The organism is Pigmentibacter ruber (assembly GCF_009792895.1).
GTDB lineage: Bacteria > Bdellovibrionota_B > Oligoflexia > Silvanigrellales > Silvanigrellaceae > Silvanigrella > Silvanigrella rubra.
In genome coordinates this window covers 334,362-349,361 of the sequence record NZ_WSSC01000004.1, presented here as the reverse complement: position 1 = coordinate 349,361, position 15,000 = coordinate 334,362, and the positions used below count along the sequence as shown (strand labels likewise).

Genomic DNA, 15,000 nt, shown 5'->3' with positions numbered 1-15,000 from the left:
ATTAAAATTGATTGAAGGATATTAATGGAGACTCTTTTAATAATGTTTGTTGTATAGCTTTGTCAGCATTGTAAAATTCAATATTCTCACACCATTCATGAAAGGTAACATACATACCTATAAATATTCGCCAATTTTCAAAAATTAAATTATCAAAATTATATTTTACAAATAAACTATTTTCAATGATTTTTTGAAATAAATCTTTAACTATTTGATTGTGTTTTTCACGATCATTTTTTGATTCTTCAGGTAAAAAAGTGAGAGCTTCAAAATCACATAGAACTTTTGCATTCTGTAAAAGTTCATCAGTAAATATGTCACTTAAATTTGGCAAAATAAAATCAATTTTTTCATTAAATAATTCAGTTACAAAATTAGTATAAAATTCTTGTTCATTTTGAAATTTATTGTTTTTTTTGTTTTCTATAAATAATTTATATGCGATTAGTGTGAAGTAAAAAGTATAATTAATATTCTTCATTTGACTCTTGTAATTTCAATAATGTCAGAAGTTCCTTTGGGAGCTTGTGCAGATAAATTAGGAACAAACTGATTTATTTGTTTTATAGTTCGCATTTTGTAGTTAATATCTATATCACTTCTATATCGAACCCCCTCTGAAGTGACTTGATAGGGAATAATTATAGAATTTTTATCAGCTGTAAAGTTTTTTATTACTTTTTCTAACTCCTTTACACTTTCTCCAGATATTTCTTTGCTAATAAAGAAGCGGATTCCATCCCTTTTATTTAAGTTTGGTTCAGAAGTATTTAACGAAATTAGAATATCGTTAATATTTTCAGCAATATAGACACGCTCTCGATAAAATAAAATATAATTTAGATAAATTGGCTTACTTTTTCCGCTTAATCCTTGATAGTTTTGAAAGATTAGCATTCCTTTTTTATTTTTTAATGGGGAAAGGGAATGCGGTAGTTTGGGAGGCCAAGATTTGCTACCAAAGATTTGATATTCTGTGTCTTGTTGTTTTTTAAGTATTAATTGAGAGTCTTGGAACCATTCCTTTGAAAAAACATATCTAAACCTATCGAGTTCGGGAATATTTTGGAGATTAGTTTGCAAAGAAATTTTTTCTTTTTTTAACCCACAATACTCGCATAAAAAAACAACTGTAGGTAATTCTTCTTTAGTAGTAATATTCTGTGGAACAATTGTTTTTTTTGATTGTTGAGCAAAACTATTGTCCTGGAACGATAACAGTAACAGGAATAACACTGGCAGGTACATAGGCTTCCTTTGCAAGTGTTGTATTTTGTAAAATAGCCGCATCTTCAGGAGTAGCAGCTTTTAATTCAGATTTTCCATCATAAGCCAATTTTACAACGGTTAAACCAATTGCCGAAGAAACAACTTTAGATGGTGTCACTAATACTTTTTTATTATTTCCAACATCTAAAATAATAGCACCACATTGGACAATACTCCCTGGGATGGTGAATAACATTGAAAATGCAATCTTTTTTCCATCTTCTGTAGCAACTGGTTTTTTCTTCGAATTATTGGGAGTCTTTATGATATCACGATATGGAGCGGCAAGAGATACCTTTACAATTCCGTTTGAAAATATTTCGCTACCTTGTGAATGGAAATACTTTTCCCATTCTGGTTTTGTGCCTAATTGGCCTTTTTCTATTTTGTTACAAGTATTTTTAAAATAAGTTTCAATATTTTGGATTGCATTTTTTCTTGCATTCACTTCGGCCTTTAAGCTTCCATTTTGTTCTTCTTGATTTGTTGTAGAAACTCCAAAAGTTGATATGGACATTTTTGCAAAATCAAATGATATTTTATTTTCTTCACCTTCAGCATGAGCAATTGAGCTAAATAAAGAAAAAATAACTAAACAAAGATAATGATATTTCATACTTCAGCCTTGTATTTAGTAAGCTACAATTATAGACCAATTATACTAATTATTCTTTTGTTATGAAATTTATTTTGAGTTTCTATTTTTATTTATGTCAAATATATGGCTTATTTTTAAATTAACTATTTGCTTGAGCTTTATTTTTTTCAAGCATTGTTTCTTCAAAGTTATCTAATTGTCCAATCTCAGCGTCTAAAACACATAATGACATAGTATTTGAAAAACCTTGGATTTTTAATTTTAAATTATTCCAATATTGTGGATCAATTGGATGACTGCGACTTACAAAGAATAAAACTTCTCTAATTTGCGATAAAACAGGTGGTATTTTAATACATAATTCAGCAAAGAAATCTTTATTATCATCTGTAAATGGAAATTGCATGGTATTAAAAATAACTAATTCTAGTTTTTTTATACTATTTATTAAAATTTCAGGGGAATAGCCTTTTGTAAGTTGTTTTTGTTGATTTATAACTTCATCTTTTCTAATTTCTAATTGATTTATATTGACTTCCATATTTTGATATTTAGATACAAAATCTGCTAGCCATTTAAATGTTTTAATTGGGTTTTCTGGGATATTACCAAAAAGCTCTTCTAATTTTATTTTATGCAAATCAATAAAGCTTAATAGAATAGCTGTAGAACTAGTCGTTCTTTCTGGGCCTTGAAATTCAGCGCGTAAATCTCGTACTTCAGCAAGAGTGTCACGAATTTGCTCCAGTGAAATTTCTCCTAAAATAGAGCGTATATCTTGAGCAACAACAGAGCCTTCTTCGGCTGAAATTAATCTTTTATTTTCTCTTCTTAATATTTCTTCAGCATTGACAATTTGATTTTCAATGTCTTTCTTTCTTTTCCATAAACTTAATGCAAATAAAGAACAAATGGGTATTGTAATAATAAAAATGCAAAATATAATAGCCAACCAGAAGCCTCTATTTACAGTCTTCAATCTTTCAGTTGCAGCTATTTTTTTCTTTTCAACTTTATCAATATTTAATTCATATTTTTCTCTGTTTTCAAAATGGAAAACAGCTTCACAAAGATAATTGGCATTATCCGCATAAGGTGAGAGATCTTTTAAAGCCGAAAAACGGTTATAGCGATGGATAATATGAGCTTCCGTTTTCTCCAAATTATTGCTAATGAAGTCCTGTGCTCGTTTAGCATTTTGGATGATCTTTTGGCGTTCGGTTTCTTCTAAAGCAATCCAAGGTTGAATGTTTTTTGTTAAACTTGCAATTCTAGCTTGAAGTTCTTCAATTTCATTTTGTTTTTCTTCAACAGATTGCAATTTTTTTCTAAGAATTGTTAAACCTTCTATGGATTCTTTCCATTGTTTTGCTTCTGAAGCCAAGTCTTGTGAAAAGAAAGCATCGACTGCGACTAACGATTTATCGGCTTGCCTAATTTGCTTAGCTCGAAGATAGTGGGGTTTGATTTGGAATGTGCCAGACAAAAGTATTAATTGGTCTGCTATTTCTCTAAGTTGTAGTAAACTTACCTGATTCATGAAAGACGCCTCTTGGTGCTTGTAGTGATTCACCTGTTCTCAAGTATCCTCGCAATCTTGTACCTCTGAAATTCCCATAGTGTCAAAATTGTGCTAGCAAAAAGCAGTCATTTTAGTATCCCCATAGGAGAAACATATGTCTTCCATTGATAAACAATTACTCAGAAATGAAGTGAACAGACGGAGAACGTTTGCTATCATCTCACATCCTGACGCCGGAAAAACCACAATGACAGAAAAATTATTACTTCTTGGTGGTGCTATACGTTTGGCCGGTTCTGTAAAGGCAAAAAAATCAAAGAAATTTGCTACTTCAGATTGGATGGAGCTAGAAAAACAACGTGGAATTTCTGTTTCTACGAGTGTGATGAATTTTGAATATCGTAACTACATTTGTAATTTACTTGATACACCTGGACACCAAGATTTCTCTGAAGATACCTACAGAACTCTTGCTGCTGCAGATGCTGCAATTATGTTAATCGACGCCGCAAAAGGTGTTGAACCTCAAACAATTAAATTATTTGAAGTCTGTAAATTAAGAGGAATTCCTATCTTTACGTTTGTAAATAAATTGGATAGAGAGTCCCGTGATCCTCTAGAGCTTATGCATGAAATTGAAAGTGTTTTAGGCATTGCGACTTATCCAATGAGTTGGCCTGTTTCCTCAGGGGAAAGATTTAAGGGAATTATTGAAAGAGAAACAAAAACTCTCCATTACTTTGAGGGTAGAAATACAACTACAGAAACAGCAGCAAGAATTATTCCTCTTGCAGATAAAGAAACTATCTCTCAGCTTGTACCACAAGATTTATTAACTGAATCCTTGGATGGATTAGAAATGCTTGAAATGGCTGGCGATGAATTTTCGACTGATAGATTTTTAAAGGGTGAGCTTTCTCCAGTCTTTTTTGGTGCCGCTATGACCAATTTTGGTGTTCGTCTATTCCTGGAAAAGTTTCTTTCCATGTCTCCCCCACCATCTGCAAAAGGAAGTAGCCAAGGGAAAATAGACCCTTTTTCAACAGATTTTAGTGGGTTTATTTTCAAAATACAAGCTAATATGGATCCAAAACATCGTGATAGAATCGCATTTTTACGAATTGTAAGCGGTTGCTATGAAACAGGATTAAACGTAACAATACCGCGTTTAAATCGTGAAATACGTTTGACAACTCCACAACAATTTTTTGCGCAAGATAGGACAACTTTGGAAAAAGCTTACGCTGGAGATGTTGTTGGAATTTATGATCCAGGGATATTTTCTATTGGCGATTCCTTAATCGAAGCTGGTAGTTTTGAGTTTGAAGGGATACCATCGTTTGCACCTGAGAATTTTGCGGTCGTTAGAACGACAAGTGCTTTAAAAAGAAAACAGTTGCTGAAGGGTTTAGTTCAGTTGTGCCAAGAAGGTACGGTTCAGATGTTTATTGATGAAAGTCGCTCTGCGAGTGACCCTATTTTGGCCGCGGTTGGGGTTTTGCAATTTGATGTGCTTCTCTTTCGCTTGAAAAATGAATATAATGTCGATTGTTCACTAGATGCCTTACCATTCAAGCATGCGCGTTGGACAAATGCCTCAAATGAGGAAATATCCGAAGCAAAAGCTGCTACCGATGTCGTTTGTGTTCGAGACATGCAAGGGTATCCGTTATTTTTATTTAAAAATGACTTTTCTTTGACTTATTTCCAAGAAAAATGCGGTAAAATTCAGTTGTATAGGAGCAATTCTAGTATGCATGGAAATATGATGAAGATGTCAACAAACATATTTGAGGAATAATTTTTTTACTGTATATTGAATACAATGCAATAAAAATACAATTATTGGCTAATTTTCTGAGAATACTTCTCTTTTGAGGAGCTCATAAAAATGAAGAGTTTGTTTTCTGTAAAAATGTTTAAATTACATTCAAGTGAGCCAAATTCTGGGGGAAAAATCATCCAGATGAGCGATCACAAGAATAAGTCAGAGCACAAAAAACATAAAAATGGAAACTCAGGGCGAAACCAGCACGACACTTTGGCCAGAAATATGAAAAGTGGACATTCTGGAAGATCGCACCAGTCCAGTCAGTACAAACCTTTTCAAAAGGCAAATAAAAAGAACAAAAAAAAATTCTCAATATTTACAATATTTTACTATGTTGTTGCAGGCCTCGCAATCCTTTTTGGGTTATATATTTTGTTTGGAGGCCTTTTCTCTTCACATAAGTGACTGAAAATAATGCCTTATTATAATTTTAAAAAAAAATGATTTAACCACTTGCAATCATAATTTGACTCTGGCATACAGATTCACACGAGTGGGGTGGTAGTAGAGTTGGTTACAACGCTGGCCTGTCACGCCGGAGGTCGCGGGTTCAAGTCCCGTCCATCCCGCCATTATAAAAAAGCAGTAAGATGTTCTCTTACTGCTTTTTTTGTTGGTGAAAAAAGTTATCTTATCTCTTCTTTAACTGCACATTCGTTCCTAGCTAGGAAGATAGTTATGTTTTTTTTTAATAAATTTATAGCTAAAATAATTTTTTTTAACTTAATTTTTCCCTCAATTTTTAGCTTTGCAAGTGTAACTGTAAATGACATTAGTCGTCTCAATCCTATTGAGGTTGATTCCGTTTTTGTACCTACTCAAATTATCGAAATTCAGGATAAAATTAAGAAAACATCAAGTATAATCTCAATTGGTGGCGGACGCTACAGTATGGGTGGGCAAACTGCTACAGAGCATGCTCTCCAAATTGATATGCGAAAAATGAATAATATTATTTTTCTTGATGAAAAAGCTAAAAAAATAACTGTCCAAGCTGGAATACGTTGGCGAGATATTCAAACCGCAATTGATCAAAAAAATTTATCTCTCAAAATTATGCAAACTTATTCAAATTTCACTGTTGGAGGCTCGCTTAGTGTAAATGCGCATGGTCGGTATGTGAATCAAGGTCCAATTATTCACTCAGTTGACTCTATTAAAATGGTGTTAGCAGACGGAAGTTTGGTAATTTGCTCTCCAACGCAAAACAAAGAATTATTTTATGGAGCAATTGGAGGCTATGGCGCTTTGGGTGTGATAGTTGAAGCTACATTACACCTTACTGAAAATTCGAAAGTTGAAAGATTTGTTCAAGAAATAAGCGTAGAAAAATATAAGGACTACTTTTTTTCTGCAGTGAAGTCTGATGCAAATGCTGTCTTTCACAACGGAGACTTCATTTTTCCTGAATTTAAAAAAATTAGGGCAATTACTTGGAGTAATACAACCAAGCCATTAACAATTAAGGATCGCCTTATTCCAAAAGATCTCAAATATTTGTTGCAACCTATAACTATTTCATCAATTTCTTCTATCCCAAAGGGATCTCAGGTAAGAAATATGCTTGAGCCTAAGCTGTATTCTAAACCAAAAGTAGTGTGGAGAAATTATGAAGCAAGTTATGATGTTGCTGAATTAGAACCTTTGTTTCGTTATCCCAATACTTATGTCTTGCAAGAATATTTTATTCCTGTGAAAAATTTTGAAAAATTTGTACCCCTGATGAAAAAAACATTTGATGACTTTCAAGTAAATGTTATTAATGTTTCAGTTCGGCACGCTTTACCTGATACTGGTTCGTTAATGAGCTGGGCAAGAGAAGAAGTTTTTTCATTTGTCGTTTATTATAAACAAGGTCTGAAAAAGCAAGAAAAAGAAAAGGTTGGTAGGTGGACAAGAAAATTAATAGATCATGCTTTATCTCTTAATGGTACTTACTACCTTCCCTATCAAATTCATGCTACCAATGCGCAATTTATGATGGCTTACCCAAGTTACAAAGAATTTTTTTCATTAAAGGAGAAAGTAGATCCACATAATCGATTTCGAAATAAACTTTTAGATCGTTATTATCTACCTGCTAAAATATTAGAAAAAAATCCTTAATATATCTAAATATTTCAATTAATTGCGTTTTGATTATGCGGCTTTTTAATTTTATTATTAGATTTATTTTACAAAAGAGAATTTGAATACATAGCTATGAAAGAATAAAGGATAATGAACGAGCAACTTTTATCTTATAAAATTTGGATTACCAAAAATAAAATTGACTTTCATCTTTAAAATACAATGGATCTTCAATTTTACAATTAAATGTATCAGTAAATTTCTGAATTTTTTTGACATTCATATTAACTCTATCAATTGGTTTTGCATGAAGATCCATATTAACTGTTTTTTTATTATTTAAAAGAATAAAAAATGGTCTATTTTCTTTTAATTTGCTTACGCACATAGATTTCGCAAATGAAGAGAAAAACATCTTATAATCACTTATTTTATTTTCTAAAAAATACTGCATTGAAAGTTGAATTCCTAAAAGATCACAAATGTTTTCATTATTTGTGTAGTTACTATATTCTTCTAAATCAGTTTGCGAAATATCTAATTTCCATGACCTCTTGCTAGGATTTTTAAAATCATTTTGTAATGAAACAGCAATGTTATACAAAGGTGATCCATTTAAGTTATTTACAATAATATGCCCGATTTCATGCGACAATATTTGTAGAAATATAAATTGATTTGCATATTCTTCATTTTTAGTGAACAAAAATAAGGAATTCATTGGAAGTATAATGTCGTTATTGGTTGAGGACAAATATGGTGAACCATATAAGAAAAACATTTCTTTAGCTAATTGTTGTGTACTCAATTGATCTATATTTTTTTTGCTTAGTAATTTTGGCTCCATAAATACTAATTTTGAATTGGCTAAAGCATTTTCGATATTTTTTTTGTTTTCATTGTCAATTAAAGAACTTTTTTTAATTTTTGCGATTGCTACTGATTTTAAATTGAAAAATAATTTATTAGCATTAATTTTTACTTTATTTCCATTTGCAATAATTTTTTTCTTATTTTTGACAAAATAGGGCATCAGAAATTTAGCTTCTGCGGCACGGTCACAAATTTTTTCGGCTATATTTTGTTTATAACAATCTTGTTTAAAATTCGTGATTTTTGATGTTAATATTTCAGTTAATAAAATGGATTTTTTTATTTTTTCAATATGTTTATTGAATTTTTCTGTAAAAATAATGTATTCTTTATCTTCTGATTTTTTAGTAGCTACTCCGCAAGAAAATTCATAGAAATTATGACAAGCGGTTATTTTCTCAATACTATACGCTTTTATAGGGTTTATGAAAAATACGTTAAGAATAATGATAATAAGTATCAGCTTTTTGCTATATAGAGTCATTTTTACACCTAATTTTTTATACATTCAAATGAAACAATTTAATAATTAAAAGAAATTAATGAAAAATAAGAAAAATATTGGAAAGTATCTGTTTGAGTAATTAAAACCAAAACTATTTTCACATTTTGATTTTGAGTTATCATTAGTCTCAAACCTTCAATAAAATCCAAATAACACAAAAAAGAATTTAATCCAAGATAATTTATTTTATAATAATATTAATCTATTAAAAAGATTGAAAAATAAATTTTTTTAGAACTTAGAACACTTTTATATAATAAGAAATAACTTTTTAAGTAACTGATATAATATAAATAATATTATTTCTTATTGTTTTTATTGAGTCTGTTTTAAATTAGTCTTTTGTACATCAAGTTTTAGAGTTCCTACATATTTTGTAGGATAATTATCTACCGAACCTATTTTGATAGCAAGAAGATTTGTTGTTAGACTGCTATGTACTTTACCATCTTCTGAGTTTGTTATCTGATCCAATAAAAGAAAATAGTTGTTAATATCTAAATTAGCTCGATTGATGTTTTGTAGTCCCTCTTTTAGCAGTATTGAAGAAAGAATTAAATTTTTTTCTTTTGAATTTAAAATATTATTTTCAAAATATTTTATTCTATTATTATTTATATAGAGAATTAATTGTTCTATTTCTGTATTATTAAGAATATAATTTGTTTCTTTATTTAATCCATATTTTCCTTGATAAATTAATTTAATTTTTGCTTTACCTGAGTATAAATCACAAATAAAGTCGGATGAGTTTATTTCAACTGAAATTGCTCCTTTTTTAAGTAAGTTGATATCATTTATTTTTAGTAATTGTTTGTTTATTTCTTCTTTTTGGTCAATTATATTTGTAATAGCATTTCTATCATATTCAACAACAAAAGATACTTCATCTATTTGAAAATTGTCTTTAAAATCATAAGATAAAAAATGATTTAATTTCTCAGAAATATTATCAACTATTTTTCTTTTTAAAGCTTTAGAATAAAAACTATCTGAAGTAGAAAGCTTTAATTTTACTGAACCATATTTCCTAACTAAATTTCTTTGCTCTAATCTCACGGAATTGGGAAAAAGGGAATTTATAGAATTTCTTGCTCTTGATTCCACTAATTCACAATTATTATCATTAATTCCATTAGGATAAAAAGTTCCAATAGTATTTATTTGGAAATTTAAGTGACCTACTAAATTTTTAGGAAGAGATGAGTAATATATTGTATTACCCTCAACATAGACAGAAATTGGTTCACTTAATGAATTTAATTTCACATCTATTTGTTCAGATGAATAGCTATAAATAGGCAAAAAATTAGCTAGAATTAAAGAATTCCTAAGGAAAAAATTCATAAATTCTCCTTTTTTATAATTTACTTGAAAAAGTTAACGATCCTGATCGATCTATAATTTGATAACCATCTATTTGATCTATTGCCCAAACATTTGTTTTATTTTTAAACTCAGAAACCGCAGTAGAACTGCCAAATATGGATGACAATGTTCCCAATACAAATGAACCAACCTGACAATAAAAATGAGGACAATACCTTAACTGCTTTGATGCATACATAAATCCACTTTCAGGTGGAGTAACTAATGCGGGAGCGGGCTGAGGAGTTCCCGAATTTATTGCGGCGAATTGTTTTAAAGCCCTATCCACAAGCAATGCTTTTTCTTGTTTAGTTATTTCATCTTGCTCTTGCGGAGTATATTGAAAAGCAGATGAATCACCATCAAATTTTATATGAAACCAATCACCTGAATTTTTATCTTCAACTACAGAGTGCAGTGAAGATGTTTTTATCCAACCTCCTTTAGTTGATTGTTTTTCAATTCTAGACAACATATTATACAAATTATATTTTGCAGTGAATGAACGGCGTACTTTTACCTGATATGTATAATTAACGTTTAAACTTAAATTTGCTGTTATATTATTTACATCAGTTCCTGCAACAGATTTATTTAAATTATCAAAATAAACACATGCTCCATTTAAATTTAAACGTATTTTTCCAGAGACACTCCCAAACGGATAAGGAGCTGTTACTTGTCCTTCATTTAGTGAGGGTGTGATTTGATTTGAATCTAAATCTTTCAAACTTTGTGATTTAATACCTGGAATGACACTATCGATTAAAGCTGTTGCAGTAGAATCAGCAGAATTGTCGGCTAATTTTACTGAGGCGCTAAAAAAAGCATCTTTCATAGGCATTACTTGCCAAGTCAAATTTAAATTTTTATTTAGAGATTTGTATCCTTTAAGAATATTTGTAGAGTCAACGTTAAATAATATTTGTGCAGTTAATCCCTCTAATGAAACATACTTTTTGTAACTTTCCAAGGAAGTTCTTTCTAAATCGTCAACCATCTTTTGAAGATCTAGGAGCGGTTTAATGCTTTCGGCATATTTTGAATCAAAATAACTATAATCTTCATTATATCGTAAATACTCTTTTTTAACAAAGTAATAATCATTTTCAGATTTAAAGAGATCTCCTGTTATGAAGGTTTTGTATTCAACTAATGATTTTTCATAAGAATCTCTAGCTAAATTAATTTCTGAATTTGCTGCAGAGATTGTTACAAGCCTGTCATATGAAGTTTTTGTTTCTGTAATTCTATCAAGTAATTTCTTTTCTTTTGCTTTATTGTTATTTAATTTTTCTGATGCAGAATCAAACAAGGCTTTATTTTTTGAGACAACTGCGTATAATTTATCACGTTGAATTTGAAGAGGTTTATATTCTTCTAGCATTTTATTAATCTTCTTTAGTAATATAAGTCTTGTTTTAGTACTTTCACTTAAAGAAACTAAATTTGTTTTTAATGCTGGACATAACCCTAAATTTTGCGACTGTTGAACTGCTGTAACTTTGGCTATTCCAATATTAGGTGGTAAAACATATGCATTTAAACATTCTTCATCAAAAGCTACTGCTGAAGAGTTTTTAGGATGACTGATATTTCCAAAAGAGCATTTATTATATAAAGAAGGAGAACCTGCATAGGCATTATAGCTTACTAAACAAAATAAGCTATAATAAATAAACCGTGAAAACATTTTGAGTCCTTTCGGGTTTTTATTATTTAATATGATATAATATTAATTTATAATTATTATTTTGATGATTTTTAAGAATTATAATTGAATTAAAATAAATTTCAACTTAAAAACAAATTTATATTTTGCAAGTTAGATTGGCAATTGAAATTTTAATTTTATGAATTAGAGAATAATTCCATTTACCATGAAATGTGCTATTTGCTCCGAAGATAAATTCATTTTATGAGCGTTTAATAAAATATTTTTTTCTACTGGATATCCGTTGGTATTTGCCCACCAGCCAGCATTGCGGATTATTAAGACATCTGAAATAAACAGAGGGTTTGAATTATTTGCAAAAATTAGTTCAATATTTTTGGCATATGTTAAGTAATGTTTTTTAGTTGAGCAAATTGAAGATAATTTGTTGTTGTTAATATACAATTCAATTTTTGTTCCGTTAGAATATCGAATATTAAAAGCATTTAAATAGCTACATTCTTCACCAGTATCGACAAGTTGGATTGCGTAATTATTATTAATAATTAGACGTTGACCTTGAGTTATAAAAGAACTCTGTATTGATATTTGGGACACAATAGTAGGATTTAATGTATGATTTGAGTTTGTATCTATGCTTGCCAGTTCAATAGCATGAAGACTTTTATTTACAAATTTAACATTCATTAATGCAAAAGATTGAATTGGTAATAAAATTAAAATAAATGCCCATAAATATTTTTTCATAGCATTCTCCAAATTAAATTATTTCAGAAAGAGTCATTTGTTATAAAATTTAGTAATCTGAATATTTCCTTTCCCTAGGAATTGAAGAGTTTTCTATTTTATCTCCATTATAAAGAAACATATTAATCAAATATGGGGTATATTCTTTTTTAACAGAATTAAGAATGATTTCTTTTTCATTAGGAAATTTATCTTTTTGAACCCACCAACCAATATTTCTAATAATAATTTTTTCAATCCCATTTTCATTTTTATAGTATTCAAGTGAAGCATGATTTTTATTATCAAATACATTATATTTATTAGCACAAATTGTAATTATTTCATTATAATTTATATTTAACTGAATACCCCAGCCATTAGGATGGCGTATTCCAAGTGTATGAAGCCAGCTACAATCAATATGTGTATCTATAAGTTCAATTAAGTAATTATTATTTATTACATATCTTCTTGTTTCCCCAACATAAGTTTGGTTGGGACTTAGTAGGGTATGATTTTCGCTTAAATAAGTATTATTTTTTAGATAATTATATGTAAGTTTTATAGTGTCTGTTGTTCTGTTAGAAATAAATATTTCGGGGATTGCAAAGCATTGGGTTGAGAACAGCAGACAAGGGAAAGCAAGAAATTTAAATTCCATTTTAATATTTCTTTCTTTATTTATTTTTTATCTGTTTACTTTTGTACCTTCATTTATAGAACGTAAAATTTCTTCTCTAGGAATAAGGTCTGTGGGTAGTGTTGCCCTTCTTACATTTGCCCGATAAAGAATAGCCCCTCTTAATTTTGTGTAGTCTAAGTCAGCATCTTCTAAATTTGCGCGTGTTAAATTTGCACCTTCTAAATTTGCATTCCATAAGCTGGCATTCGTAAAATTACAGCCCTCTAAATTTGAGTCTTTAAAGTTTACGTAAGAAAGGTTAGATGTTTCAAAGTTGCAATTAGAAAAATCGAGTTTTGCTAAATTTGCTTTCCTAAAATCCAACTTAGAAAAATCACGCGTAGTTTGCAGAATATCAATTGCTTCTTTGCGTGTTAAAGTTTTGGGTTTAGTTTCATCAGAATCTATTTCACTACGGATTTCAGGAATGCCGTCATCATCATCATCTTCTTCTTCATCTAAAAAGTCATCATCATCGTCTTCATCAATCACTTTTCGTGCCATTAAGCTGACTTTAGTTGGTTTCGATTTTTTGTCCAATATAGTAACCATTATGAGTAAACCTCCTTAGCTCGACTTGAAACTAAACATTGCCTCAAAAAGCAAAAAAATCAAGAATAAAAAAAAGAGAGCTTTTCAAAAAGCTCTCTTTCTAATTTGATTTATCCAAAATTGTGACAGATTGATTTAGTGTACAGAATTTGGAGCGGACACTGCGGGTGCAGGACGACCTTGTTTTTTAGCGAAAGAAACTGAATTTGAATCTTCACTAAACTCTTCATCTAAGAACTCTTCATCAACCATTTCTGATCTATCTTGAACAGAAATTCTTGCTTCAAGAGCTGCAGCTTCAAATACGCTATTTGATGCTGTTTCAAAAAGAATAGAAGAAAGTCTAGAACGGATAACAGATTTAGGTGCCCAAAATAAATCAGCTAGCGCTTTTACCATGTTTACACGAGTTGAAATTTTTTGAATTTCCACAGCAAGTGCTTCTCTTGGAACAAGAAGGGCATTTGCAAAATCAACGATTTCAGCCTGTGATAAGGTTTCGCAACGGCTTGTGAATTTAAATTTCTCTCTTTCAGAAAGAAGAACAATTCTTGCAATTTCTCTTGCAATAGCTGTACGAGTGTGTGCTCTAATGTCACCTTTACGGAAACGAATAGCGTAGTGACCAGGTCTAACTCTGGAGCTCCGAGCCAACTTATCAGATACATCTCCAGGCATTAACTGGATGAAAGGGAATGCAGAAATAAGTTCTGGAATGTGAACCGGAACTGAAGTTACATTAGCTTTTGCTAGAATTTCTTGTGCTACTTTTTCAATTTCTAAGCTTCTATCACGTCTTTCAATGCGGACACCAGGTTCTTCTAAAGATAAGCGGCGTTCTTCTTCAGCATCACAGAAATCGCACCAAGCTTCATCAAGGTCTACATGGCCATCAGCCAAGTCTTGAATGATTTCGAGGTCGACATCTAGAGCTTTAGCAAGATTCTCAAGTGATTGCACATTACGAATAGCTTTTTTACCGCGTTTCCAATGGCTTGTATCACTTGGATTATAATTTAGGATAGATCCTAAATCTTGATCGTGCACCTTATCGTTTGGTTGTCTTAGCTCTAGAACGCGAAAGCAAAAACGAAAGAGTTGAACAGACTGAGGAAATCTAACTGCTTCTTGTAACTTACGCATAAAACTTTCCTTTCTAAAGAAATATTTGAGAAATTCATAATTATTTAAATCATCTTATTTAAAAGAGGTCTTCTTAGATAACTGGATTAGCAAAATTGCTTTATTAAGAATCCCATACATATTGATTACTATTGAAGATCCAAAAGCACTAGACGCTAAGTGTTTCGTCAAAATTTAAGA

General features: G+C 30.4%; 14 protein-coding genes and 1 tRNA gene. 4 read left to right on the top strand and 11 right to left on the bottom strand.

Annotated elements, in window-relative coordinates; translation table 11 throughout:
* Window position 1: 1 nt before the first annotated feature.
* The 4 genes from GOY08_RS13030 to GOY08_RS13015 form a co-directional block, all read right to left on the bottom strand.
* Window positions 2-484 (bottom strand): hypothetical protein, encoded by a 483-nt coding sequence (locus GOY08_RS13030; protein WP_158999353.1) that lies wholly within the window; start codon window positions 482-484, stop codon window positions 2-4.
* Window positions 481-1,251: a hypothetical protein gene (locus tag GOY08_RS13025; RefSeq protein ID WP_158999352.1), complete on the bottom strand. Its 771-nt coding sequence runs from the start codon at window positions 1,249-1,251 to the stop codon at window positions 481-483. The genes GOY08_RS13030 and GOY08_RS13025 overlap by 4 nt, the downstream gene beginning before the upstream one ends.
* Window positions 1,202-1,888: a hypothetical protein gene (locus tag GOY08_RS13020; protein WP_158999351.1), complete on the bottom strand. Its 687-nt coding sequence runs from the start codon at window positions 1,886-1,888 to the stop codon at window positions 1,202-1,204. Before GOY08_RS13020 ends, GOY08_RS13025 begins: the two co-directional genes overlap by 50 nt.
* A gap of 121 nt (window positions 1,889-2,009) precedes the next feature.
* On the bottom strand, window positions 2,010-3,410 hold the full coding sequence (locus GOY08_RS13015) for a hypothetical protein (protein WP_158999350.1): 1,401 nt from the start codon (window positions 3,408-3,410) through the stop codon (window positions 2,010-2,012).
* Between the two features lie 136 nt (window positions 3,411-3,546).
* Between GOY08_RS13015 and GOY08_RS13010 the strand changes: the two genes are divergently transcribed.
* The 4 genes from GOY08_RS13010 (at window position 3,547) to GOY08_RS12995 (ending at window position 7,329) form a co-directional block, all read left to right on the top strand.
* Window positions 3,547-5,193 carry a peptide chain release factor 3 gene (locus GOY08_RS13010; RefSeq protein ID WP_158999349.1) on the top strand — a complete coding sequence of 549 codons (1,647 nt, stop codon included), beginning with the start codon at window positions 3,547-3,549 and terminating at the stop codon, window positions 5,191-5,193.
* Window positions 5,194-5,283: 90 nt separating this feature from the next.
* Window positions 5,284-5,628 (top strand): hypothetical protein, encoded by a 345-nt coding sequence (locus tag GOY08_RS13005; RefSeq protein ID WP_158999348.1) that lies wholly within the window; start codon window positions 5,284-5,286, stop codon window positions 5,626-5,628.
* A gap of 90 nt (window positions 5,629-5,718) precedes the next feature.
* Window positions 5,719-5,795, top strand: a tRNA-Asp gene (locus GOY08_RS13000).
* 106 nt (window positions 5,796-5,901) lie between these two features.
* A complete protein-coding gene (locus tag GOY08_RS12995; protein WP_158999347.1) occupies window positions 5,902-7,329 on the top strand; it encodes an FAD-binding oxidoreductase in 1,428 nt (475 codons plus the stop codon).
* A gap of 148 nt (window positions 7,330-7,477) precedes the next feature.
* On the opposite strand, the gene GOY08_RS12990 is transcribed toward GOY08_RS12995, so the two are convergent.
* The 7 genes from GOY08_RS12990 to GOY08_RS12960 all read right to left on the bottom strand — a co-directional run bounded on the left by GOY08_RS12990 (window position 7,478) and on the right by GOY08_RS12960 (window position 14,820).
* Window positions 7,478-8,650 carry a M13-type metalloendopeptidase gene (locus GOY08_RS12990; protein ID WP_158999346.1) on the bottom strand — a complete coding sequence of 391 codons (1,173 nt, stop codon included), beginning with the start codon at window positions 8,648-8,650 and terminating at the stop codon, window positions 7,478-7,480.
* Between the two features lie 336 nt (window positions 8,651-8,986).
* On the bottom strand, window positions 8,987-10,018 hold the full coding sequence (locus GOY08_RS12985) for a hypothetical protein (RefSeq protein WP_158999345.1): 1,032 nt from the start codon (window positions 10,016-10,018) through the stop codon (window positions 8,987-8,989).
* Between the two features lie 13 nt (window positions 10,019-10,031).
* Window positions 10,032-11,732, bottom strand: a complete 1,701-nt coding sequence (locus GOY08_RS12980; protein ID WP_158999344.1) for a hypothetical protein — start codon at window positions 11,730-11,732, stop codon at window positions 10,032-10,034.
* A gap of 165 nt (window positions 11,733-11,897) precedes the next feature.
* Window positions 11,898-12,461 (bottom strand): hypothetical protein, encoded by a 564-nt coding sequence (locus GOY08_RS12975; protein WP_158999343.1) that lies wholly within the window; start codon window positions 12,459-12,461, stop codon window positions 11,898-11,900.
* Between the two features lie 49 nt (window positions 12,462-12,510).
* Complete coding sequence (locus GOY08_RS12970; protein ID WP_158999342.1) at window positions 12,511-13,104, bottom strand: hypothetical protein; 594 nt, start codon at window positions 13,102-13,104, stop codon at window positions 12,511-12,513.
* Window positions 13,105-13,131: 27 nt separating this feature from the next.
* Window positions 13,132-13,677: a pentapeptide repeat-containing protein gene (locus GOY08_RS12965; RefSeq protein ID WP_158999341.1), complete on the bottom strand. Its 546-nt coding sequence runs from the start codon at window positions 13,675-13,677 to the stop codon at window positions 13,132-13,134.
* 135 nt (window positions 13,678-13,812) lie between these two features.
* Entirely contained in the window at window positions 13,813-14,820 is a 1,008-nt protein-coding gene (locus GOY08_RS12960) for a hypothetical protein (RefSeq protein ID WP_158999340.1), read from the bottom strand.
* Window positions 14,821-15,000: the final 180 nt, after the last annotated feature.